The sequence below is a fragment of the Pseudomonas helleri genome (assembly GCF_001043025.1).
GTDB lineage: Bacteria > Pseudomonadota > Gammaproteobacteria > Pseudomonadales > Pseudomonadaceae > Aquipseudomonas > Aquipseudomonas helleri.
The window spans coordinates 71744-96967 of record NZ_JYLD01000018.1; the positions used below are offsets into that span (position 1 = coordinate 71744).

Below are 25224 nucleotides of genomic sequence, written 5' to 3' on the forward strand. Positions count from 1 at the left end.
TTTTCAACGATTAAAAGATCGCGAGGCAAGCTCGCTCCTACGCAGGGTTGGTTCAGCAATTAATCGTTTAAGTGCCTGTCGGACAAAAACCGCTGGCATACTGCCGCGTCTGATTCAGGAGCCAAACCCAACAATGAATGTCGAGTCCCCCCTCAGTGCCTGGCAACGGGCCGTTGAACAGCAAGGTTTTGTCCAGGATCCTGCGCAATGGCAGGCGGTGCAGGTGTTGCAGCGCTCTCACGAGGCCTTGCACTCAGGGGCTCGTTCGGTCAAAGGCGTGTACCTGTGGGGGCCGGTCGGGCGAGGTAAGACCTGGCTCATGGATCAGTTCTACGAAAGCTTGCGCGTCCCGGCGCGGCGTCAGCATTTCCATCACTTTATGCAATGGGTGCATCAACGGCTGTTTCAGCTAACCGGCGTCGCTGACCCGCTCAAGATCATCGCCAAGGACTTGGGCAAAGAACTAAAAGTGCTGTGTTTTGACGAGTTGTTCGTTAATGACATTGGCGACGCGATCATTCTTGGGCGGTTGTTTCAAGTGATGTTCGACGAGGGCGTGGTGCTGGTGTGCACCTCGAACTTGCCACCGGAACAGTTGTATAGCCACGGCCACAACAAAGAGCGTTTTGCCCCCGCGATCACCGCCATTCTCAAGCACATGGACGTCGTCTCGGTGGACGGCGCTGAAGACCATCGCCTGCATCCCGGCATTGCGCAGCATCGTTATTGGGTGAAAGCAGCAGATCAGCCGAGTGTGATCGGGCAGGTGTTCACGGAGCTGACACAAGGTAAGGAAACTTCGGATGCTCCGATTGCTGTAGGTCATCGCTCGCTGAACGTTGTGCGAGCCGGTGCGGGGGTGTTGTGGTGCAGCTTTCATGAGTTGTGCGAGCAACCGTTGGCGGCCACGGAATTTATGCAGATCTGTGATCAATACACGGTGATTTTGCTCAGCGACGTGCCTTGCCTGAGTGCCGAGCAACGCGAGGGCAAGATCGCCCGTGGTACGGAAGATGGACCGGTGAAGGTCGAGGCGGGTGATCGCGATCTGCCGCAGTTGTCGATCTATGACGACAGCGTGCGGCGATTTATTGCGCTGGTCGACGAATGCTACGACCGCAAAGTACCGCTGTGTATTGAGGCGCAGGTGCCGATGGACCAGTTGTATACCCAGGGCTACCTGGAGTTCGCTTTCCGCCGGACCTTGAGCCGCTTGCAAGAAATGCAATTGCAGCGCTTTGGTGTGCATTGACCCTGTAGCCGCAGCCTGCGGCAGCGGCTACAGGTGTTTAGCGTTTAATCCCACTCAGGCGCCACGCTTTGCGGATTGGTCAGGCGATGCCCGCGATCCAGCTGGGCAATCTGCGCCATGTCTTCTGCGGTCAGCTTGAGCGATTGTGCCTTGAGGTTGCTCTCAAGGTTGGCGCGCTTGGTTGACGACGGGATTACCGAATAACCCAGTTGCATCGCCCACGCCAGGGTCACTTGTGCCGGGGTGGCGTTGTGGCGTTTGGCAATGTCGACAATCACCGGATCTTTCAGCACTTCGCCGTAGGCCAGGGTCATGTATGAGGTGATATGGATCCCGTGGCTTTGTGCGAACTCCACCACTTTGCGGTTCTGCAAGTAGGGATGCAGTTCGATCTGATTGGTGGCGATGTTCTCGGCACCCACCGCGGCAATCGCTTCTTTCATCAGCGCGATGGTGAAGTTGGACACGCCGATGGCCTTGGTCAGACCTTGTTTCTTGGCTTGTAGCAGTGCACCCATAAATTCTGCGACCGGTACTTCATGCTTGGGTGAAGGCCAGTGAATCAGCGTCAGGTCCAGGTGATCGGTGCGCAGTTTTTTCAGGCTCTCTTCGAGGCTTGGAATCAACTTGTCTTTAGTGAAGTTGCTGACCCAGATTTTGCTGGTGATATACAGCTCACCACGCGCAACGCCGCTGCTGGCAATGGCCTGGCCGACGTCGGCTTCGTTCTCATAAATTTGCGCCGTGTCGATTGCCCGGTAGCCCAGTTCAAGGGCGTTGGTAACCGAATCAATAACCACTTGGCCCTTGAGGCGGAAGGTGCCGAGGCCGAATGCTGGGACTGTCATGGATAACTCCTGGGTGGTCGTAAGAATGGGGTGAGTATCTACGGCTTGAGCGGTGGGAAAAACCATAGCCCACGCAAAGCAATCTTGACCGCAAGGCATGAATGAATGATCCCCGTGCGAGTTAAATTTCATCGTTGAGCAAACGTTCTAGCTTGGATAACGCCTGCATTCAGGCTTGGACAGGTAGTGCAATGACGATTTCTCGACGATGGTTTATCGCTGGTTTGGCGATCACCGGCGCAGCAGCGCCTGCGGTGTATTTTGGGCATCGCGAGCTGACCCGGGTCGATGAGCCGATTACGCCCGGTGAAGCAACTGTCGATTTGGCAGACACGGCGGGCCAGCAGATCGCCGATCAATTGCGTGGGTTGTGGACGATCCGTTTCACTGGCCGTGATGCCGGGCTGGACGGTTTGCCTGCGGATGACCTTGAAGTGTGGCTGGATATTGCGCCGCGTGGGCGTGGGGTGCGCGGTTATCTGGACACAGCACAGGTGCTGCACAGTGAGCAAACGCCGCGCTATCGCATTTTGGCTGATCTGGTTGAGCCGGACCCCAAGCACATGTACTGGCGCCTGACCCGCAGCGCCGCCGCCAACGGTCAGCCAGATTACGAGTTCAGTTTCAGTCTTGATGAGGTCTGGGGCATGTTCGGCAACGCTGGCAGTGGCACCCTGAGTGGCCGTGTGCAGCGTCTGGACCGAGCACTGGCGTTGCCCGAGCAAGACAACCGTTTTGTCGCGCTCAAGCGCACCTTTCCCGAGGCCCGGCAACGTATCCCGCTCAACCCCACATTGCTGGACTGGCTGGTATCGCCTGAGCACCGCTTGTTCCACCAGCTGTGGCATGCCTCGCGTGATACTTGGCATGAGCTGTCCGAGGACAAGCGCAATGCGCTGCGCGGTATTGGCTGGCAGCCCGGTCAGCGTGACAGGGAGCGCGATGCGCGTGGCCCTCGTAAAGACCGTAACGGGTCGGGCGTCGACTTTTTTTTCATGCACCGGCACATGCTGATGGCTGCACGCTCGATGCAGGACTTGCCGTCGTGGCCTTCGTTCCCGATGCCGCAGCCCGAGCTTGAACGCGACCGGGCCGGATTTGCCCGTTATTTCGACAACCATGATGGCAGCGCCTTGCCGCCGGCCTGGCTGGCAGAAGGCGATGACACCTATACCCAATGGCTGAGTGATATCAAACAGGCCGAGACGTATCACAGCAACTTCGAAGTCTGGGAGTCGCGATATCGGGACCCGCGCTACCTGTCGACACTGACCCTGGGCCAATTCGGCTCTGAGGTAGAGCTGGGCCTGCATGACTGGTTGCACATGCGCTGGGCATCAGTACCACGTGACCCGTCCAACGGCGCGCCGGTGCCCTTGGCGCGGGATCCGGCAGACTTCGCGGCACGTTGGTACGTGGCGGAGAACGATTTTCTGGGCGACCCGTTTTCGTCTCATATCAACCCGGTGTTCTGGCGGTTTCATGGCTGGATCGATGATCGTCTGGAGGACTGGTTTCGTGCCCACGAACGGTTTCATCCCGGCGAGTTGACGCGCCTGGAGGTCAACGGTGTGCCGTGGTTTGCGCCGGGGCGCTGGGTTGAAATCGATGACCCGTGGTTAGGCCCGGACACCCACGGTTGCAGCACCACACCGGGGTTAAGTGTGGGCAAAAGCGTCGAGATGGACCCGGAAACCATGAAGCTCGCGCTGCGCATTACCTTTGGCGATGACAAGAAAATTGGCGACTTGCTGCGCCGGGTACCGCGTCGGCCGTGGTATGCGCGGCATTTGGTGGTTAAACCCGTGTGAGCCCCAGGGAAGATCAAAAGATCGCGAGGCAAGCTCGCTCCTACATCGCGATCTTTTGGTTGTTATTGCACCTGCCAGCCCCCGCCCAACGCTTTGTATAACGCGATGCTGGCTTGCAAGCGAGCCATGCGCAGTTGCACGTGCTGGTCTTGTGCCTGATACAGCGTGCGTTGGGTTTCCAGTACGGTCAGCATGACTTCGGCGCCGGCTTTGTAGCGGCTTTGGGCAATGTCGAAGGCCTGTTGCGCCTGTTGCAGTTCTTCGTCTTGCCATTGCCGTTGCTGGTCCAGGCCACTGGCGCTGTTGAGGGCTTTTTCAACGTCGGCAAAGGCGCTGATGATGCTCGCGCGATAGGTTTGCAACAGCTCTTGCTGGCGCGCCACGGTTTTGTCGCGCTCTGCGCTAAGGCGGCCGTTGTTGAAGATCGGTGCGGCCAACCCGGCCGTCAGGTTGTAGAAAGGGCTGCGCAACATGTCGCCAAAGCGGTCCGCGCCTGAGCCCAATGTCGCGCTCAAGGTCAGACTGGGCAGCATGGCCGCACGTGCGACGGTGATATCGGCTGAGGCCGCAGCCAGTTTGGCTTCGGCGCTGGCAATGTCGGGGCGTCGGCTCAGCAGTGCGCTGGGCAGCCCGCTGCCGATGTCTGGCCACTGCAATTGGGCAAATGCCGTGTCGCCCAAAGTGAGGCGTTGCACGGGTTCGCCCAACAAGACTGCGAGGGTAATACGGGCTTCCTGGGCCTGTTGCGCCATCAGTGGCAATTGCCGTTGTTGAGCGGCCACCAGGCTTTTTTGCTGAGCCAGCTCAAAGGCCGTGGCAGAGCCTGCGTCATAGCGGGTCTGGACCACGTGCAAGACGCTTTGGGCGTTGGTCAGGTTGAGCCGCGCAATGCGCAGTTGCTCGTCAAAGGCCAGGGTTTGTACGTAGCTGCTGGCGACGCCGCTGAGCAAGGTCAGCTCGACGGTGGCCTGGTCAAACTCGCTGGCATTGAGTGTGTGCAGAGCGCTGTCACGGGCTGCGGCTTTGCCACCCCAAAAGTCCACTTCGTAGCTGGCCGTCAGGTTGGCGTCAAAGTAGTCGACTGCCTTGTTGTTGTCGGTGGCGTCCAATTGGCTGTAGCCCTTGCCGCGCAGCAGTTTTTCACGGTTGGCGCTGCTGGCAAACTTCACTTCGGGCAGCAGCGGAGCGCCAGCAATAACGGCTGTGGCACGGGCTTGCTGGACGCGGGCAATGGCAGCAGCCAGGTCGTAACTGCCAACCCGGGCTTGAGCGATCAGACGGTCCAGGGCCGGGCTGCGAAAATGACTCCACCATTGCTGGCTGCTCAGTTGGCTGGCCTGCGTGTGGGGCGATTGCCAGGTCGGGGGCAGTTGCACCGGGTGCTCGTCGTGCGGCGGGGTTTGGCTGCATGCGGCCAGCAACAGGCACGTGGTCAACAGACTCAAAGACGGCTTCATCAATAGATCATTCACTGGTAAGGGCCGTGACCGGGTCAAGCCGGGCAGCTTTGCGGGCGGGCATAAAACCGAAAATAACGCCGGTCACCAGCGCACAGGCAAACGCGCCGAAGACCGCAACCATAGAAAATGCCACGGCCACATCGCACAGCAGCAAAACCCCGCCGATGATAAAGGCCAGGGTGATGCCCGCCAGGCCGCCGACCACCGACAGCATCAGGGCTTCGGTCAGGAACTGGCGCAGAATGTCACGCTGGCGGGCACCGGTTGCCATGCGAATGCCAATCTCACGGGTGCGCTCACGCACGGTCATCAGCATGATGTTCATCACCCCGATGCCGCCGACCAACAGCGAAATGGCGGCAATCGAGCCGAGCATCAACGACAGCGTGTTGCGGGTTTTGGCTTCGGCCTGGATCATCGCGGCGTTGTTGGTGATCTCGAAATCGCGCTTGCCGTGGTGGAGCTTGAGCATCAATTGTTCGATGGATTTTTCGGTCTGTTTGACCTTGCTCGCATCGGCGGCGGCAATCACCACGTATTCCGGATTGTGCGTACCGAACAAACGCACGCTGGCGGCGGAGTAGGGCACCACGATGCGGGAGTCACTGTCTGAGTCTGCTGAGCTGGCGCCTTTTTCAGCGAGGATTCCGACCACGCGAAACGGCACGTTCTCCAGCAGGATGTATTGCCCGATGGGGTTGGGCACGTCCTTGAGGACTTTGTCGCGGACCTTTTTGCCGATCACCGCCACGGCGGCTGCGGCGTCTTCATCGGCCTGGCTGAAGAAGCTGCCTTGCACCACCGGCCAGTTGAAAATGGCCGGGAAGTCGATGCCGTTGCCGCCGGTGTACATCGTGTGGTCGACGTTGCCATAGCGCACGCCGATCTCGGCGCCGTTGATGGGCATGATCATCTTTACTTGAGGCAAGGTCGACAGCGCGGCCACGTCATTGAGCGTGACAATTCCTAGCGGCGCCCGGGGCCGGGGTGACATGCCGCTGAGGTAGATGATGTTGGAGCCAAACGCACCCATTTCGGCCATGACCTGGCGTTTGCTGCCTTCGCCGACAGCCAGCATCACCACCACCGATGCCACGCCGATGACGATGCCGAGCAAGGTCAGGGCGGTGCGAAAGCGGTTGATCCACATGACTCGCCAGGCCGCGTGCAGGGCGTCGACCAATTCGCCTTTCCAGGCGCCGCGGGCTTCACTGCCCTCATTCAGGCGCTGACGCAGGTCAATTGCTTGCAGTGCCTTGGGGTTTTCGCTGGTAGGCGCTGTGGCACCATTGGCGCAGTCGCTGATGATCTCGCCGTCGCGCACCTCAATGATCCGATTGGCCCGCGCCGCGACCTCGCGGTCGTGGGTAATCAGGATCACCACATGGCCCTGGCTGGCCAGCTCATCGAGCAGCGCCATGACTTCTGCGCCGCTGTGGCTGTCGAGCGCACCGGTGGGTTCGTCGGCCAGGATGATGTGCCCGCCGTTCATCAACGCGCGGGCAATCGATACGCGTTGTTGCTGACCGCCCGACAGTTGATGCGGACGGTTGCCGGTGCGCGTGCCAAGGCCCAAGCGGTCGAGCAGGGCGGCGGCGCGGGCATGCCGCTCGGCCGCTGGAGTGCCGGCGTAAATGGCGGGCATTTCGACGTTTTCCTGGGCCGATGCCGAGGGGATCAAATGGTAGCCCTGAAAGACAAAGCCGAACGCCTCGCGGCGCAGCCAGGCGAGCTCATCGCTGGCGAGGTGGGCAACGTCTTCGCCGGCAAACAGGTAGCGCCCTGAGGTGGGCCGGTCGAGGCAGCCAAGGATGTTCATCAAGGTGGATTTGCCCGAGCCCGACGCGCCGACAATGGCGACGAATTCACCAGCGTGAATCGACAGGCTGACGCCTTTGAGCACGTGAACTTCGGGCGTGTCGATACCGGCGTAGACCTTGCGGATGTCTTGCAGTTCAATCAGGGGAGTGCGCATTTAGCCTCCGTTGCCGGTGGCCGGGCCGATCAGCAAGTGATCGCCCTCGTTTAACCCTTCGAGCACTTGCACGCGCAGGCGGTCGCTGATGCCGGTACGAATGTCGCGGTGTTCGATCTTGCCGTTTTTGCTCACCACGTTTGCGCTCTGCCGATTACCCTCGGTGCTGCCTTGCAGCGCGACAATCGGGGCCAGCAACACGTCTTTGGCTTGATCAGCAACGAAGAACACTTGCGTGGTCATTTCTGCCATCAACGCCTGGTCGCTGTTGTCGACATCCAGCAGCACGGTGTACAGCACCACTCGCGCGCTGCCGCTTTTGCCCGAGCTGGCCGGGCTGCCGCCACCCTGGCTGGCTTCATTTAGAGGTTTGGGCGGGACCGGAAGAATCTGCCGCACGGTGCTGTTCCAGCGCCGATTACCGCCACTCAAGGTGGTGAAGTAAGCCGGCATGCCCGCTTTGACGTGGCCGATATCGGCCTCAGAGACTTCGGCCCATACGGTCATCGGTGAGAGTTTGGCGATGCGCAGGATCAACGGGGTTTGCTGTTGTGCATTGAGGGTCTGGCCTTCACGCGCATCAAGGGCGACCACGGTCCCCGTCATGGGCGCGTAGATGCGCGTGTAACCCAGCTCGGCTTCATCGCTGCGCAGGCTGGCCTGGGCTTGGCGGATTTGCGCCTGGAACATGTCAATTCGGGCCTGGGTGGTTCGCACTTCAGCCTGTGCTGACTGAATGTCTTCTTCGCGGGTAGCGCCGCCTTTGGCGAGGTTTTGCTGGCGCTGGTATTTCTGTTTGGCCAGGTCGTGCAAAGCGCGTTGTTCCTGGAGCTGGGCCGTGAGGTTTTCAACGGCATAGCGGCTGGCGTCGAGCTTGGCTTTTTGAGTGGACGGGTCAATTTCGACCAGCAATTGGCCTTCTTTAACCTCGTCACCGACCTCAACGTGAATCGTCCTGATTTGCCCGGAAGCCTGCGCGCCCACGTCTACATATTGTCGGGGTTGCAGTGTGCCCAGCGCTGTCACGCTGCTTTCAATGTCGCCGCGGGTGATGGGCACGGTGTCATAAGCGTCGCGGCCAGTGGTCAAAAAGGGCCATGCCGCCAATGCGGCAACCAGCAGTAAAAACAGGGCAACAAAGAGCGCACGGCGGGTCTGTCGAGGGCGTTTCATTCAGGGTTCCGGCCAATGGGGATCGGCCCGTCTTCGTTGCACTGGCACAAAAAGCCCGGGGCAATCGCTGTCGAGCAATCGACAAACACGGGGAGCTGTTGAGTAAACGAAGGATTTAGCTAGATATTTAGGCGTTTAATCCTGTGTCTGTGACTAAATATTTCGAGGCTGTTTTTTCAACAGGCCTTAAATCTATATGAGAATTACTATAAATTACGGTCGCAAAAGTGCCATCATCATGCCGCTTACTCATTCGGTCTGTTTCTGCGCTCATGGAATGTTGCCGCGCTGCTGCGGCCGGGAGTCCTGTTGGAAAACTACTATCGCGAACTGGTGAGCTTTTTGAGTGCCAGATTGGGCAACGCTCAAGCGGCAGAAGATGTGGTGCATGACGCTTATGTACGGGTGCTGGAGCGCACCAGCGATGAGCCGATTGAACAGCCACGGGCGTTTTTGTATCGCACCGCGCTTAATCTGGTGATCGACGGTCACCGCCGCAGCGCCTTGCGCCAGTCTGAACCGCTGGAGGTGCTGGACAGCGAAGAGCGTTTTTTCAGCCCGTCGCCACAGCTGCTGATGGACCAGAATCAGCGCCTGCAACAGATCCAGCAGGCGCTCTCGGAATTGCCGGCGGCGTGCCGTGAGAGCTTTTTGCTGCGAAAGCTGGAAGGCTTGTCCCACGTTGAAATTGCCGAACGCCTGGGCGTGTCGCGCAGCGTGGTCGAGAAGCACATCGTAAATGCCATGAAGCATTGCCGGATTCGAATTCGGCAGTGGGACAAGTCTTAAATTTTTTTTCCGTGTCCTCGTCCCTACTCAACAGACGACCTGCTGATCTGTCACAGAACAGTCGGGTTACGGGTTTTTTAATCCCTCTGTTGAGGGGCAATCCAGAGGACACTGGAAATGACACAGGCAATCGCTTCGGCCGTCGTTCATGATCTGATCGGCATCGGTTTCGGGCCTTCCAATCTGGCCCTGGCCATCGCCCTGGAAGAGAGCGGGCAGGTGCACGGTCCCTTGGATGTGCTGTTTTTAGACAAGCAGGCGGACTACCGCTGGCACGGCAATACGTTAGTGACCCAGAGTGAGTTGCAGATTTCCTTCCTCAAGGATCTGGTGACGCTGCGCAATCCCACCAGCCCTTATTCGTTCGTCAATTACCTTAAAGCCCACGATCGTCTGGTTGATTTCATCAACCTTGGGACCTTCTATCCTTGCCGGATGGAGTTCAACGACTACTTGCGTTGGGTGGCTTCACACTTTGAAGCGCAAAGCCGGTATGGCGAAGAAGTGCTGGCCATCGAGCCGGTGCTGCACCAGCAGCAGGTTGAGGCGCTGCGGGTTATCTCCCGCGATAGCCAGGGCCAGCACCATGTGCGCACGACGCGTTCAGTGGTTGTCAGCGCCGGGGGCACGCCGCGCATTCCGGCCGCCTTCAAGGCGTTGAAAGATGATGCGCGGGTGTTTCATCACTCGCAGTACCTTGAGCGCATGAGCCGCCAGCCCTGCGTTAATGGCCAGCCGATGCGCATTGCAATCATTGGGGGCGGGCAGAGTGCTGCCGAAGCGTTTATCGACCTGAACGACAGCTACCCGTCGGCGCAGGTGGATTGGGTGTTACGCGGTTCGGCGTTGAAACCGGCGGACGACAGCCCGTTCGTCAACGAAGTGTTTTCGCCGGAGTTCACCGATCTGGTGTATCAGCAGGGCACTGCCGAACGCGAGCGGTTGATCACTGAATATCAGAGCACCAACTATTCGGTGGTGGACATCGACTTGATCGAGCGCATCTACGGCATTTTTTATCGTCAGAAAGTGTCCGGTATTGCCCGCCATGTGTTCCGCAGCCTGACCAGCATTGAAAGTGCAACCTCAGACGAGCAGGGCGTCAAGTTGGTTCTGCGCAACAGCGCCAGCGGTGAAGTCAGCGAGCAGCACTACGATGCAGTGATTCTGGCCACCGGCTATGAGCGGCAAATGCACCGTCATTTATTGGCGCCGCTGGCGCAATACCTAGGTGATTTTGAGGTGGATCGTGACTACCGGATCGTCACGGACAAACGCTGCAAGGCCGGGATCTACATGCAGGGTTTTTGCCAGGCCAGCCATGGTTTGAGTGACACCCTGTTGTCGGTATTGCCGATTCGCGCGCAAGAAATTTGTGCTTCGTTGTACGCCCATGACCAACATCACAAGCAGGGCAGCCTGACGGATGAGCGGGTGTTGGCGGCGGCGATATAACCATGTAGTCGTTGACTCGCAGCGCGAGGCTACGTCCGATGGCGCAGCGATCGTGAATCCCGAACCTGTGTCTTTACTGAAAGACTGCGGTTACCTGATTTACGACTGCTATGCAGCCGGACGTAGCCTCGCGGTGCTCGTCAACGACTACGCAGAGATGTAGGTGCGCGCAAACTGAACCCTTCCTGAAGATAAATCTGATTCATAAAACGCAAGCTTTCCTGCGGTTTACTCTGCGAAATGCCGGGAGTAAGCTTTCCACGTTTTCATCAAGAGCGCAGATCCTAAGTGGGTAACAGTTCGAGTGACAGTAGTCGGCCGGTTTTGAAGACCGGCACATTCTCGGCAAGCTAACGCGCAGATTCCCCTGTCGTTGCTTGCTGACCAGCGAGCAGCGGCATCCTGAACGGGGTTGTGACCCCGAACCCGAAGCCCTCTCCCAGACACTGAAACGTGTTGCGCAGTGCAACACGACGTTCGCGCGTGCCTTCGGCACGGGGCGCACGTTCGGCTGTGCCTGCTTCAAGGCTGCGTTGACCGTTAGGGGAAGCACCATGACGCACTTTTTTACGCCCGTTCGCCGTCGCCAGCATCGTCCAGCCTTACCTGGTTGCGTGTACGCCAATAATTGACGGCGGGCATCAGGCCCGCTGACCGAGACTAAAAAATGAATGACGGTTCGAGTTTAAGGCTGCTTGGGTAATCACGCTGAACAGGGTGACTACGCAGGCAGCGCAGGAGTAGCACCATGAAACACACCCTGAAAGAGTTCTTCGCAGGCTTTCTACGCACTCGCCACATTGGACGGCATTTTCGCCGTCTGGCATTGCTCGACAGCCTGACCAACACCACGGTCAGCCGTGAAGTACCGCCTACCCTGGCACAAACCCTGGTGGCTTCGGCCAACACCGAAAGTGCGGCGTTGATCGACAAGCTCGGCACCCATACCGATGGCTTGAGTGAAGCTGAAGCACAGACACTGCGTGACCGCCACGGCCTCAACGAGATTGAACACGAGCAGCCCCTCAGCCGCTGGGTGCACCTGTGGCACTGCTACAAAAACCCGTTCAACTTGCTGCTGACCTTGCTCGCGGCGGTCTCGCTGGCCACCGACGACGTTCAGGCGGCAGTGGTCATCAGCACCATGGTGGTGCTGTCTACCCTGCTGCGTTTTTGGCAAGAAGCCCGTTCGAACAAAGCAGCCGACGCTCTCAAGGCGATGGTGAGTAACACCGCCACGGTCATGCGCCGGGACTTCAGCGCAGAAGCGTCACCGATGTTTGGCAAGTTCTATGGTGCAGCCCAGCTAATTAAAGGTGCGCAACGCATTGAGTTGCCGATCAAACAATTGGTTCCGGGTGACCTGATCGTGTTGTCGGCAGGGGACATGATCCCGGCCGATTGCCGGGTATTGAGCGCCAAGGATTTGTTTGTCAGCCAAGCGGCCATGACCGGTGAGTCGATGCCGGTGGAGAAGTTTGCGCATCACTCTGACAGCCAGACCATCAACCCGCTGGAGCTGGAAAATATTTTGTTCATGGGCACCAACGTGGTGTCCGGTGCCGCCTCCGCTGTGGTCCTGACCACTGGTAATAACACTTACTTTGGTGCGCTGGCCCAGCGTGTCGGGGCCACCGATCGTGGACCGACTTCTTTTCAGACCGGGGTTAACAAAGTCAGCTGGTTGTTGATCCGCTTTATGTTTGTGATGGCGCCGTTGGTGCTGTTCATCAATGGTTTTACCAAAGGTGACTGGACTGAAGCGTTGCTGTTCGCGCTGTCGGTGGCGGTGGGCCTGACCCCTGAAATGCTGCCGATGATCGTGACCTCGACCCTGGCCAAGGGCGCGGTGTTTCTGTCGCGCAAAAAAGTCATCGTTAAACGTCTGGACGCTATCCAGAACTTTGGTGCGATGGACGTGCTGTGTACCGATAAAACCGGGACTCTGACCCAGGACAAAATCTTCCTGGCGCGCCATGTGGATGTGTGGGGTGAAGAGTCTGACGACGTGCTGGAAATGGCCTACCTGAACAGTTACTACCAGACCGGCCTGAAAAACCTGCTGGACGTGGCGGTGCTGGAGCATGTGGAAGTGCACCGCGAATTGAACGTGGGCACAGCGTTCAACAAGGTTGACGAGATTCCGTTCGACTTCACCCGCCGCCGTATGTCGGTGGTAGTCGCCGAGCAGGATCAGCCGCACCAGTTGATCTGCAAAGGCGCTGTCGAAGAAGTGCTGTCGGTGTGCAAGACCGTTCGCCACGGCGATCAGGAGGAAGCCCTCAGCGACGAGTTGCTGGCGCGTATTCGCCAGGTAACGGCGGCCTTCAACGAGGAAGGTTTGCGCGTGGTCGCGGTGGCTGCGCGTTCGATGGCTGCGGGCCGTGACACCTACAGCCTGGCAGATGAGCAGGAACTGACGCTGATCGGTTATGTTGCGTTCTTGGACCCGCCCAAAGAAAGCACTGCGCCTGCGCTCAAAGCGCTGGCCGAGCATGGTGTAGCGGTCAAAGTGCTGACCGGTGACAACGAACTGGTGACGGCCAAAATTTGCCGCGAAGTGGGCCTTGAGCAACAAGGCTTGCTGATGGGCAATGACATTGAGCGCATGACTGACGCCGAGCTGGCGGTTGCGGTCGAGACCACTAACGTCTTTGCCAAGCTGACACCCACTCACAAGGAACGCATTGTCCGTTTGCTCAAGGCTAACGGCCATGTGGTGGGCTTTATGGGCGACGGGATCAACGACGCCCCGGCGTTGCGCACTGCTGACATCGGGATTTCAGTGGACAGCGCGGTAGACATCGCCAAAGAAGCGGCCGACATCATTCTGTTGGAAAAAAGCCTGATGGTGCTGGAGGAGGGCGTGCTGGAAGGCCGTCGCACCTTCGCCAACATGCTCAAGTACATCAAAATGACCGCCAGCTCGAACTTCGGTAACGTGTTCTCGGTGTTGGTCGCCAGTGCGTTCATTCCGTTTCTGCCGATGTTGCCGATGCACCTGCTGGTACAAAACCTGCTGTACGACGTGTCTCAGATCGCGATTCCATTTGATAACGTCGATGACGAAATGCTGAAAAAACCACAACGCTGGCAGCCAGCGGATGTCGGACGTTTCATGCTGTTCTTCGGGCCCATCAGCTCGGTGTTTGACGTGCTGACCTTCGCCCTGATGTGGTACGTGTTCAAGGCCAATACCCCTGAGCATCAAACCCTGTTCCAGTCGGGCTGGTTCGTGGTCGGGCTGCTGACGCAAACCCTGATTGTGCACATGATCCGCACACCGAAAATTCCGTTCCTGCAAAGCCGTGCAGCGACGCCGTTGATGGTGATGACCGGGGTGATCATGGCCATCGGTATTTTCCTGCCGATGGGGCCGCTGGCCAGCTACTTCAAACTGGAGGCGCTGCCACCGCTGTACTTCATTTTCCTGCCGGTGATTTTGCTGGCGTACATGGCGCTGACTCAAGCGGTTAAGGGCTTTTATATCCGTAAGTTTGGCTGGCAATAAGGACTTTCAAAGCGTGGGCTGCGGCATGTAACGATCGCAGCCCATGCCCCTTGGAGGCATTTAATCTCGGGCGCGCCCCATCATTTAAGAAATTTCCTACATCCAGTGTGGTACTTTCCCTTCTCGTAAGTTGCACCCGAATGGCGATTATTCGCGGCTTGATTTCAATCGGGTATCGCGATGTTGCGTTCAAGTAGCGGTGAGGACGCACGGGAGGTTTGTAGGAAATATCCTATACTTTCCCTTGTATTCATAAGCATGTTAATCATGAGGAAGTTACGGAGTTATCTATTCAAAAAAATAGATAAAGCCGCCCACGTCCTGTTATTGGCAGTTTTTGGCAGGGGGTCAAATGTATAAAGTCTTGATTGCCGATGATCACTCCTTGATTCGCACGGCTGTGCGACTGCTGTTGGAGAATCAGGGTTACACCGTCGTGGCCGAAGCGACTAACGGAATTGATACGGTGCAGTTGGCGCGCCAGCATGCGGTCGATCTGGTGGTACTGGACATCACCATGCCGGGTCTGGACGGTCTGGAGGTGATCAGCCGGATCAAGGCCTCAGGGCTGAGCTGCCGGATTTTGGTGCTGACCTCCCAAGCGGCGCTGTTTTATTCGCAGCGATGCATGAAGGCCGGTGCAGCAGGGTTCGTGACAAAAAATCAGGAGCTCAGTGAGTTGCAACGGGCGGTCAGAACGATCATGGACGGTTATACGTTTTTCCCTAACTTGGCGATCAGTTCGGTTCGAAACAGTGATGCAACATTGACGGACATCGAGTTGATTGAAAGTTTATCGGCCCGCGAGTTAACTATTTTGCAGCAACTTGCTCGAGGTATCAGTAATAAACAAATTGCACTGGATATGACCCTGAGCAGCAAGACAATCAGTACCTATAAGGCACGGTTAATTGAAAAGTTAAACATGAAGTCAGTTGTTTATCTGGCAGAGTTTGCCAAACGTAATGGCTTGATTTAAATGAAGCTTTTTGTGCGGCACGGGCTGTTGATCGTGTCGCTGGTTCTGGGATGGCCTTACGCACTGGCGCAGCCGACGGTGCAGTCGTTGCAGTTGTTGGGCCGCTCAAATGTTGAAGCCTACAGCGTGGTGCTTGAGGCGCCCGACTGGCAATGGCTTAAACAGCACGACACCTTGCGGCTGGGCATTTCGGCACCGGATTACGCACCCTTTGACATGACCGGTAATGATCAGGACTTTGAAGGGCTGACGGCGGATTACATGCAGCTACTGTCCGAGTTGTTGCACGTTAATGTTGACGTTAAACGGTATGCCTCAAGGGCGCTGGCGATAAACGCGCTCAAGCGCGGCGAGCTGGACTTGCTGAGCAGCGCCAACGGCTTTGAAGCGCAAGATCGCGCACTGGTGCTGAGCCAGGCCTATGCCGACGACTCGCCCACGCTGGTAACGCGCAGCGCTAACCAACCGGTGATGCCGGCTGATCTGGCAGGCAAGCGCTTGGCCATGCTAGATCACTATTTGCCGCCGCAAGAAGTCCGGGCGTTTTACCCCAAGGCCGAGTTGCAGCTTTATCCCTCAACACTGAGTGCTATTGGCGCTGTGGCGTTTGGTCAGGCTGATGCTTACCTGGGGGACTTCATCAGCGCCAACTACCTGATCAATAAGAACTACCTCAACAATGTGCAATTGGCCGACTTCTCGCGCATCGATGTCAGCCCTTTTGCGTTTGCACTGGCGCGCGATAACGCCCGGTTGCTGCGTATAGTCAATGCAGGGCTGGCGGCGATTCCGGCCAGTGAGCGGATGACGATTCTGCGCCGCTGGAGTTCGGAAGGGCCGCAAGTGAGTAGCCATTCGCGGCTGAACCTGACCGCCAGTGAACAGCGTTGGCTGGATGCGCATCCGCGTCTGCGGGTGGCGATCAATGATCAATACTTGCCGCTGTCGTTTATTGACGAGCAGGGTGTGTTTAAAGGCGTCAGTGCCGATGTGCTGTTTAATATCAGCGCGCGCACCGGCATTGAGTTCGAGGTGGTTAAAGGCCACTCGGTGCAGGACCTGATCAGTCTAGTCAGCAGCGGCAAAGCCGATGTTATCGGCGCCTTCACCCCTAGCGTCTATCGCGAAGCGCAGTTGCTGTTTACCCGGCCTTATCTGACCACGCCGTTTGTGCTGGTGACCTCTACCCGACTTGAGAGCCCTGACACGCTGGATGAGATGGCGGGGCAACGCCTGGTACTGGTGCGAGGCAATGTGTTGCGCGAGTTTGTATTGCGGCACTACCCCCGCATCCAATTGCTGGAGGCAGACAACGCTGCCGATGCCATGGCGATGGTGGTTGCAGGCAAGGCGGATGGCGCCATCAACGCATTGATCAGTGCGCGCTACATGATTTCGCGGCGTTTTAACGGGCAGTTGCACATCACCAGTACGGTGGGCACTCAGCCCGCACAGATCGGTTTTGCCACCGCGCGCGATGCACCTGAACTGCATGGGATTCTGGACAAGGCGTTGCTGAGTATTTCTCCTGAAGACATGAGCGTGCTGACCAATCGCTGGCGCGACGACTCGCCGGAGAGCGAAAGTTATTGGTTGCGTAATCGGGCTGCGATTCTCCAGGGCTTTGCCATTGCGGCAGTGCTGCTGTTGCTCGCGTTTGGCTGGATTGCCTATTTGCGTCGCAGTGTCGCCAGGCGCCAGCAATTGCTGGAGCAAGTGCAAATTGCCAAGCAACAGGCCGATGAGGCGAACCGCGCCAAAACCACGTTTTTAGCCACCATGAGCCATGAAATCCGCACGCCCATGAATGCGGTGATCGGCATGCTTGAGCTGGCGATGAAAAAAGCTGATCAGGGCGTGATGGACCGGCTGGCCATTGAAGTGGCGTCGGGGGCTGCTCGCGAATTGCTGGAGTTGATCGGCGATATTCTGGACATCGCCCGCATTGAGTCCGGGCATCTGTCATTGAGCCCCAAGCGCGCCAATGTGCAGGCGTTGGTGATGTCGGTCGTGCGTATGTTTGATGGTTTGGCCCGGCAGAAACATCTGAGCCTAGTGTATGAACCCGCTATATCGGCGGCGGATATCGACGTGTTGATCGACCCAATGCGCTTTAAACAGATTGTTTCCAATGTGCTGAGCAATGCCATCAAGTTTACCGAGCAGGGTGAAGTCCGCCTGACGTTGACCTTGCAGCCTCACCCTGACGGGTCGCAGGTAGCGATTGGTATACGGGTTGATGACACCGGAGCAGGCATTGGCGAGGAGGATCTGCGTCGACTGTTTAGCCCGTTTGTTCAGGCCAGCAACAATCATCAATCGGCGCGCAGTGGCTCAGGGCTGGGGCTGGTGATTTGCCGCACGCTCTGCGAAATGATGGGCGGGACGATTCAGATGAGCAGTGAGCCGGGCACAGGCACCCACGTTGATATCAGCCTCAACGTGACGCGCCTTGAACCCGATGCCGGGCTGGCCGATGACGAGGTAGAAGGGGTGGCCTCGCCGGGCTCGATGAGCATTCTGGTGGTGGACGACTACCCGGCCAACCGGGTGCTGCTGGCTCAACAATTGAGTTACCTGGGGCACCGCGTCATTGATGCCGAGAACGGTGCCCAAGGCCTGGCGGCGTGGCGCGCGGGCAGGTTTAACGTGGTTATTACCGATTGCAACATGCCGGTCATGAATGGCTACGATTTGGCCCGCGCCATACGCAGCGATGAGGCCGTGCGGGCGATTGATCCATGCCTTGTTTTGGGCCTGACAGCCAATGCCCAGCCAGAAGAAATTGAACGTTGTCGGCAAGCAGGGATGGATCAGTGTCTGTTCAAGCCGATCAGCCTGCAGGACTTGAGTCTGTGCCTGGCCGCCGGAACTCCTGGCCTTGAAAGCGTGTCTTACGCCGAACCTCTTGCCGAGGGCAGCGATGAAATTGACTTGGCCTACCTCCAACAATTGGCTCAGTGCGATGACGCGCTGGTGCATCAGTTGCTGACGGATATGGCCGTCAGCACCGATGAGGATCTTGCGCAGTTGATGCAGCTTTTTGTCAGCGATGATTTTGAAGGGCTGGCTGCGCTGGCGCACAAGATCAAAGGCGGCGTTGCCCTGGTCCAGGCCAAAGGCTTGATGCGTTGTTGCGAGCAACTTGAGGCCGCGTGCGCATTGGGCGATCCGCCGTTAATCCTTCCGTGTGTGGATGCGTTGCATGCAGAGATGGAGCGCTTTGCCCAGGCACTGGAGGAGCATATGCAGCATCAGGGAACGCAGTGATCCGCAGACAAGCGGTGCCTTGAAAAACAGGGCACGCCACCTATTAATCGTTGAACCGGGCTGTTTTGTTTAAACATTCAACGCAACGACGTGTGACGACGGTTAAAGCACTATGCCGAATAAGTCTTTACGAATATTGATCGCTGACTCCGATACCGAGCAGGCGTTAAAAATAGACAGGGCGCTCAATCTGGCGGGATACCACCGGGTCGCCCCTCTGCGCGCAGTTGATGCGCTAAAAGGGCTTCGCGACGCCAAACCTGGTGAGTTCGACTTGCTTTTGATCAGCCAGAAAATGGCCGGTGGTCCGGCTGTCGATGCAGCGCAATACCACCGCGACAACGCGCAGTTTCGGCATATCCGCATTTATCAGGATGCCGACGCGCTGGCCGCGAATATTGTTGAACTGATGCAGAGCATTGACCCGCCAAAGCGCCCTTGAGACGAATACTTGTTTGCGTCACTGCTGGCACGCTAAGGTCGCAGGCTATCAAAATAAAATCAGACCTTGGGGAAGATGCGCGATGTCGCAAGTGGTAATCGTACAAGCAAACTATACGGACCCGGTTCATGCTCAAGCACTGCGAGATGTTTTGAACCACTACGCGCAGGACCCGATGGGTGGTGGCGAGGCGTTATCAGCCCAGGTGCTGGAACAACTGCCGGGCGAGTTGGCCAAGCGTGCACATGCATTCAGCGTGCTGGCTTTTGTGGATAGCCAGGCCGCCGGGCTGGTTAACTGTTTTGAAGGTTTTTCGACGTTTGCCGGGAAGCCGCTGGTCAACGTGCACGACGTGTCAGTGGTCGATACCTACCGTGGCTTGGGCCTGAGCCAAAAAATGCTGGACAAGGTCGAGGCCATTGCGCGGGAGCGCGGCTGCTGCAAAATCACCCTCGAAGTTCTCGAGGGCAACCCTGTGGCTCAGGGTTCTTACCGCAAATTCGGGTTTAGCGCAGGGCAACTGGACCCGGCCCACGGGCGTATGCTGTTTTGGAACAAGCCGCTGTAACAGCGCGATGCTGTTCTTTTGAGCGATATTTTGCGCCTGTGGGAGCGGGCTTGCTCGCGATGGTCTTCAGAGCACCTGATTTACTCAGTTAATACGCGTCATTGTTAACGACCATAGCGAGCAAGCCCGCTCCCACTTTGAGTAGCATCTATTAATTGACCGCGCTTTGCACCGGCGCCGCTTTGGGCTTGATCAGACTGAAATCAATCAGGGCTTTTTGCGGGCGAGAGTAGGGGTCGCCTATCAATTGCGGGCGTACGACAAACTCGTCGCTGACCAGGCTCTTCTTGTCATCCAGCTCTTTAGCGCTTAACCCGGCAAGATCCGCCCAGGTGTGGATGAACTGTGAGCTGCTGTAAGGGCGCTCCAGATCACCGGCGAAATCCCAGGTGTGGTCTTCACGCCATTTGGGTGAGGCCCAGGCCAAAAAGGGGATGGTGTACATCGGCGCGGTTGGCTTGGCCTCGTTGCGTCCCAACGTGTTGTGGCCCACAGAGTCGAACACGTCTTCACCGTGGTCGGACAAATACAGCAAAAAGCCGTTCGGATCGGTTTTGGCGAAGTCCTTGATCAGGCTCGACACCACGAAGTCGTTATACAGCACCGCATTGTCATAGCTGTTGTAGGTGGGGATCTGGTCATCACTCAACCCGGCAGGCGCACCGGTACGGTCGGTGAATTTGTCGAAGGTCGGTGGGTAGCGGTACTGATAACTCATGTGAGTGCCGAGCAAGTGAATCACGATGAGTTTGCGCGGTGCGCTGTCGGCCAGGATCTTGTTAAAAGGCTCAAGGACATCGCCGTCATATTGGCGGGCGTTCTGGTTGCGGTTGTTATTGAGGTACACCTGCTGGTCGGCCTGCTCGGAGAAGGTGGTGAGCATGGTGTTGCGTTTGGTCATGGTCTGCTGGTTGGTGATCCAGAAGGTTTTGTAACCCGCTTGTTTCATCACGCTGACCAGCGACGGGGTGCTGAGGTACAAGTCCGGGTTTTCTTCGTCGGCGAAGGTCAGCACTTGTTGCAGGGCTTCGATGGTGTAAGGGCGTGGCGTGACGACGTTGTCAAAGATCGCCAACTGGTCGCGCAATTTGTCCAGGTTGGGCGTGGTTTCGCGAGGGTAACCGTACAGGCTCATGCGCTGGCGGTTGGTGGATTCACCGATGACCAGAACCAGCGTGGTCGGTTGGCCTGCTTCTTCGTCTGTGAGGTTGGTGAGCGGCGGGATTTTGCTGGCGCTGGCGAGCATGCCCTGCATGCTGTCCAGTTGTTGCAGATAACGACGATAAGCGACCACCATTTGCCATGGCACGGCGGGTTCTACGCGGCTTTCAAAGCTTTCGAGGGCTGAGGCGAAGGTGTCGTGTTTAAGCGTCTGTTTGATCAGCGGGTAGCCGACCACTGCGAGCACGATCGCCAAGGCTGCGGCCCAGGCTTGGGCGCGGGGCAGGTACACAGGGCGCAGACGTGTCCAGAGGAAAACCGCGAACGCGGTGTGTGCCAGGAAGGCCAGCACCATCCACCAGGCAAAGTATTGCGTCATGTACTCGCCGGCTTCAGAGGTGTTCGACTCGAACATGATGAAGATGACGCTTTGCGAGAACTCTTGCTGGTAGATAAAGAAATAGCCAAGGCTGGCCATGGAGCAGGCCCACAGCACCACGCCGATCACCGCGGCCATGATCCTGGTGCGGGCGGGGAACATCAGCATCGGCGCCAACCACAGGGCGCTCATCACGAATGCCTGGCGAAAGCCTGAAAAGCCCGAAGTACCGGTGAGCTGTATCAACAGTTGAGTGATGCCGGAAAAGTACCAGAAGAATAGAAACAACCAGCCTAAACCAGCCCAATCGAACCCGTTCGCAGATGCATTACTGCGTTTAAACAACCCCATACAACACTCCAGCGCAATACAGCTTGAATGGTCGACGCCGGATGACCCGGCACAACGCGTGCGGGCTGTCTGAAAATAAAACAGCCACAAAGTGATCAATTGTCACAAAAGTCATGTGAAAACTTTGTGCGGGAGATGAAACCTCAAGAGGGGTGATGGCCGTAGGAGCGAGCTTGCCTCGCGATCTTTTGATCTTTAAAAGCTCACGAGACGAGCTCGCGCCTACACGTTAGGGAGGGGTTTTTAGTGTTTTTTTGTGCAGATCGCCGTTCATCCGTCCGCTGAGTGGATTCAATCGGGAATCTGCCCCGCTGCTTGTGCGAAACTATGCGCCATGCGATAGGACTAATCCTTAGCCGAGCACCTTAAGCATTGCTGAACTAAGGTGCTGTACACCTATTTATTTGCCGTTGGGAGCAACAGTACATGCAGTTGGGAATTATTGGATTGGGCCGTATGGGCGGGAACATCGCACGGCGTCTGATGCTCAATGGGCATACCACCGTGGTTTTTGACCGCAATACCGATTTCGTCAGTGCTCTGGAACAAGACGGCGCCACTGGCGTTGCTGACCTGCCCGCGCTGGTGGCTGGCCTGGCCAAGCCTCGCGCTGTGTGGGTCATGCTGCCGTCTGGCGCGCCGACAGAAGACACGATCGATACCCTGAGCCAACTGCTCGACGCCGATGACATCATCATCGATGGCGGTAACACCTTCTATAAAGACGATATTCGTCGCTCCAAAGCGCTGGCTGAAAAAGGCATTCGTTATGTCGACGTCGGTACTTCGGGCGGCGTCTGGGGCCTGGAACGCGGTTACTGCATGATGATCGGCGGTGACACGCAAGTGGTTAAACACCTGGACCCACTGTTTGCGGCGCTGGCCCCGGGCCTGGGCGATATTCCACGGACCAAGGATCGCGTGTCTGATGACGATCGCGCCGAGCGCGGTTACATCCACGCAGGCCCGGCGGGTGCAGGGCACTTCGTGAAAATGGTGCACAACGGTATCGAGTACGGCTTGATGCAGGCGTATGCCGAAGGCTTCAATCTGATGAAGATGAAAGGCGGCGAAAACCTGCCTGAAGACCAGCGTTTTGACCTGAACCTGGGCGATATCGCTGAAGTGTGGCGTCGTGGCAGTGTGGTGTCGTCCTGGTTGCTGGACCTGACCGCCGACGCCCTGGCCGTTGACGCACCGCTGGACGGTTACTCGGGCGCCGTGGCTGACAGCGGTGAAGGCCGCTGGACCATCGAGGCTGCCATGGAGCAGTCGACGCCGGTGCCGGTTCTGTCCAACGCCCTGTTTGCCCGTTACAGCTCGCGTCAGCAAAGCCTGTATGGCGACAAATTGTTGTCGGCCATGCGCTTTGGTTTCGGCGGCCATGTGGAGACGCCTAAAAAATGACCGAACCGTCCAGCAAATCCAACGTTAAACCTGCGCCTCCAACCACACTGTTTCTGTTTGGGGCCCATGGTGATCTGGTAAAGCGCTTGTTAATGCCGGCGCTGTACAACTTGACTCGGGACGGTTTGCTGGACGATGGCTTACGCATTGTGGGCGTTGACCACAATGCGATCAGTGATGAGGGCTTTGCCAAGAAACTGGAGGACTTCATTCGCACGGAGGCCGCCAGCAAGGTCAACCATCCTGATGGTCAGGGCTTGAATGCTGACTTGTGGGCCCGCTTGGCGAAAAACATCAGTTATGTGCAGGGCGATTTCCTTGACGACAGCACCTATGCAGCGCTGGAGCAGAAGATTTTCGCCAGTGGTACGGGCAATGCGGTGTTTTACCTGGCCACTGCCCCGCGCTTTTTCAGCGAAGTGGTGCAGCGGCTGGGTGCCAGCGGGCTGCTTAAAGAAACCCCGGAGGCTTTTCGCCGGGTAGTGATTGAAAAACCTTTTGGCTCGGATGTCGACACGGCTCAAGCGCTGAACGCTTGCCTGTTGAGCGTCATGAGCGAGAAGCAGATCTACCGGATTGACCATTATCTGGGCAAGGAAACGGTCCAGAACATTTTGGTCAGCCGTTTTTCCAACGGGCTTTTTGAGTCGTTCTGGAACAACCATTACATCGACCACGTGCAGATCACGGCCGCTGAAACGGTCGGGGTCGAGACCCGTGGCAGCTTTTACGAAAACACCGGCGCCTTGCGCGACATGTTGCCTAACCACCTGTTCCAGTTGTTGGCCATGGTGGCGATGGAGCCACCGGCGGCGTTTGGCGCAGATGCAGTGCGCGGCGAAAAGGCCAAAGTGATTGGCGCGATTCGGCCGTGGTCGATTGATGACGCGCGCAAAAACTCGGTGCGTGGTCAATACACGGCGGGCGAGTCGGGTGGTAAGCCTGTGCCCGGTTATCGTGAAGAAAACAACGTGGCTGAAGACAGTGCGACGGAGACCTTTGTCGCCCTCAAAGTGATGATCGACAACTGGCGTTGGGTGGGCGTGCCGTTTTACCTGCGCACCGGCAAACGCATGAGCGTACGTGACACCGAAATTGCGATCTGCTTTAAACCCGCGCCGTACGCACAGTTTCGCGATACCGAAGTGGAACGCTTGAAGCCCAACTATCTGCGTATCCGCATCCAGCCCAATGAAGGCATGTGGTTTGACTTGCAGGCCAAGCGTCCTGGTCCGGGTCTGAACATGGCCAATATTGAGCTGGGTTTTGCCTACAAGGACTTCTTTGAGGTGCAGCCGTCTACCGGCTACGAGACCTTGATTTATGACTGCCTGACTGGCGATCAAACCTTGTTTCAGCGGGCCGATAACATCGAAAACGGCTGGCGCGGTGTGCAGCCTTTTCTCGATGCCTGGCACGAGCAGGCGGACGTGCACTTCTATAAAGCCGGTGAAGACGGGCCGCAGGCCGCCAGGGATTTGTTGGCCCGCGATGGCCGAGTATGGCTGGACATCGAATGAGTACGCCGACGCAAGAGCCGATTCAGTTGGTGCTGTGCGACATGGACGGCACCTTGCTCAGGTCCGATCACAGCATCAGCCCGCGCACGTTGGCGGCGGTAAAAGCGCTGCAGGCTGCGGGCGTGTACTTCACGCTGGCCACTGGGCGACCGCCGCGAGGCATGCGTGAGCAGATCAAACAGCTGGGTATCGAGTTGCCAACGGCTGCCTTTAACGGCGGGGTGCTGGTTAACCCTGATGGCAGTTACCTGCAAACGCATCCCGTGCCCTATGAGGCAGTGAAAACGACGTTGAATGTTCTGGCTGACCACGACGTTGAAGTCTGGGTGTTTGCCGATGATCAATGGTTGTTGCGCGACCCCGATGGCCCCATGGTGGCGCAGGAGCAGAATGCGCTGGGCTTTGCTCCGCGGGTGGTCACTGACTTTGGCGACTATTTGCACCGGGTCGACAAAATTGTCGCGGCCAGTCGTAATGCTCCGTTGTTGGTTGAGCTTGAGCATCAGCTCCAAGGTGTATTGGGTGACGAGGCGCTGGCCAGCCGCTCGCAGGCGTTTTATCTGGATATGACAGCCTTGCATGCCAACAAGGGCGAGGCGCTTGCCACCTTGGCTGCGCGTTTAGGGGTGCCGCTGGAGCGCACCATGGCCTTGGGTGATGGCGGCAATGACCCGGCTATGTTCAAGCGTGCCGGGCTGTCGGTTGCCATGGGCCAGGCAGACGAGGCGATCCGCAAGCAGGCGATGTATGTCACCGCAAGCAACGAGGACGATGGCGTGGCGCAGGCACTTGAGCGTTTTGTCCTGAAGCCTTGATGGCTGATCGAAGACGCCACTTTGTCCGGTTTTTGGCGTAATCACGGTCTTTTTCGGG

Annotated in this window: 17 protein-coding genes; 12 read left to right on the forward strand and 5 right to left on the reverse strand. The window is 57.6% G+C overall.

What is annotated here, in order from left to right:
• Positions 1-133 precede the first annotated feature (133 nt).
• Positions 134-1252 (forward strand): cell division protein ZapE, encoded by a 1119-nt coding sequence (gene zapE / locus TU84_RS22595; protein ID WP_048373142.1) that lies wholly within the window; start codon positions 134-136, stop codon positions 1250-1252.
• A 44-nt stretch (positions 1253-1296) separates the two neighbouring features.
• Here the strand turns inward: zapE and dkgB are convergent, their stop codons facing one another.
• Positions 1297-2100: a 2,5-didehydrogluconate reductase DkgB gene (dkgB, locus tag TU84_RS22600; RefSeq protein WP_048373145.1), complete on the reverse strand. Its 804-nt coding sequence runs from the start codon at positions 2098-2100 to the stop codon at positions 1297-1299.
• Positions 2101-2291: 191 nt separating this feature from the next.
• On the opposite strand from dkgB, the gene pvdP reads away from it, so the two are divergent.
• Positions 2292-3911, forward strand: coding sequence for a pyoverdine maturation tyrosinase PvdP (gene pvdP, locus TU84_RS22605; protein WP_048373147.1), 1620 nt, complete (start codon positions 2292-2294; stop codon positions 3909-3911).
• A gap of 62 nt (positions 3912-3973) precedes the next feature.
• On the opposite strand, the gene TU84_RS22610 is transcribed toward pvdP, so the two are convergent.
• The 3 genes from TU84_RS22610 to TU84_RS22620 are packed head-to-tail and all read right to left on the reverse strand — an operon-like array spanning position 3974 to position 8519.
• Positions 3974-5368, reverse strand: a complete 1395-nt coding sequence (locus tag TU84_RS22610; protein WP_048373149.1) for an efflux transporter outer membrane subunit — start codon at positions 5366-5368, stop codon at positions 3974-3976.
• A gap of 7 nt (positions 5369-5375) precedes the next feature.
• Positions 5376-7346: a MacB family efflux pump subunit gene (locus TU84_RS22615; protein WP_048373150.1), complete on the reverse strand. Its 1971-nt coding sequence runs from the start codon at positions 7344-7346 to the stop codon at positions 5376-5378.
• Positions 7347-8519, reverse strand: coding sequence for an efflux RND transporter periplasmic adaptor subunit (locus TU84_RS22620; protein ID WP_048373152.1), 1173 nt, complete (start codon positions 8517-8519; stop codon positions 7347-7349).
• 309 nt (positions 8520-8828) lie between these two features.
• Between TU84_RS22620 and TU84_RS22625 the strand changes: the two genes are divergently transcribed.
• The 7 genes from TU84_RS22625 to TU84_RS22660 all read left to right on the forward strand — a co-directional run bounded on the left by TU84_RS22625 (position 8829) and on the right by TU84_RS22660 (position 19533).
• The gene (locus tag TU84_RS22625; RefSeq protein WP_048373154.1) at positions 8829-9308 is read left to right on the forward strand and encodes a sigma-70 family RNA polymerase sigma factor; all 480 of its coding nucleotides are present in this window, start codon (positions 8829-8831) and stop codon (positions 9306-9308) included.
• Positions 9309-9425: 117 nt separating this feature from the next.
• Entirely contained in the window at positions 9426-10763 is a 1338-nt protein-coding gene (locus tag TU84_RS22630) for a lysine N(6)-hydroxylase/L-ornithine N(5)-oxygenase family protein (protein WP_048373156.1), read from the forward strand.
• Between the two features lie 748 nt (positions 10764-11511).
• On the forward strand, positions 11512-14274 hold the full coding sequence (mgtA, locus tag TU84_RS22640; protein ID WP_048373159.1) for a magnesium-translocating P-type ATPase: 2763 nt from the start codon (positions 11512-11514) through the stop codon (positions 14272-14274).
• A 352-nt stretch (positions 14275-14626) separates the two neighbouring features.
• Positions 14627-15253: a response regulator transcription factor gene (locus tag TU84_RS22645; RefSeq protein WP_048373160.1), complete on the forward strand. Its 627-nt coding sequence runs from the start codon at positions 14627-14629 to the stop codon at positions 15251-15253.
• Positions 15254-18523, forward strand: a complete 3270-nt coding sequence (locus TU84_RS22650; protein ID WP_048373161.1) for a transporter substrate-binding domain-containing protein — start codon at positions 15254-15256, stop codon at positions 18521-18523.
• 112 nt (positions 18524-18635) lie between these two features.
• Positions 18636-18965 (forward strand): ANTAR domain-containing protein, encoded by a 330-nt coding sequence (locus tag TU84_RS22655; RefSeq protein WP_048373162.1) that lies wholly within the window; start codon positions 18636-18638, stop codon positions 18963-18965.
• Positions 18966-19047: 82 nt separating this feature from the next.
• Positions 19048-19533, forward strand: a complete 486-nt coding sequence (locus tag TU84_RS22660) for a GNAT family N-acetyltransferase (RefSeq protein ID WP_048373164.1) — start codon at positions 19048-19050, stop codon at positions 19531-19533.
• Positions 19534-19684: 151 nt separating this feature from the next.
• Here TU84_RS22660 and TU84_RS22665 read toward each other — a convergent pair whose 3' ends face one another.
• A complete protein-coding gene (locus tag TU84_RS22665; RefSeq protein ID WP_048373165.1) occupies positions 19685-21424 on the reverse strand; it encodes a phosphoethanolamine transferase CptA in 1740 nt (579 codons plus the stop codon).
• 426 nt (positions 21425-21850) lie between these two features.
• On the opposite strand from TU84_RS22665, the gene gnd reads away from it, so the two are divergent.
• Genes gnd through TU84_RS22680 form a run of 3 tightly spaced genes read left to right on the forward strand, consistent with a single transcriptional unit; the run spans position 21851 to position 25166 of the window.
• Entirely contained in the window at positions 21851-22831 is a 981-nt protein-coding gene (gene gnd / locus TU84_RS22670; RefSeq protein WP_048373167.1) for a phosphogluconate dehydrogenase (NAD(+)-dependent, decarboxylating), read from the forward strand.
• Complete coding sequence (gene zwf, locus TU84_RS22675) at positions 22828-24351, forward strand: glucose-6-phosphate dehydrogenase (RefSeq protein ID WP_048373173.1); 1524 nt, start codon at positions 22828-22830, stop codon at positions 24349-24351. Before gnd ends, zwf begins: the two co-directional genes overlap by 4 nt.
• Entirely contained in the window at positions 24348-25166 is an 819-nt protein-coding gene (locus TU84_RS22680; RefSeq protein ID WP_048373175.1) for a Cof-type HAD-IIB family hydrolase, read from the forward strand. The genes zwf and TU84_RS22680 overlap by 4 nt, the downstream gene beginning before the upstream one ends.
• Positions 25167-25224: the final 58 nt, after the last annotated feature.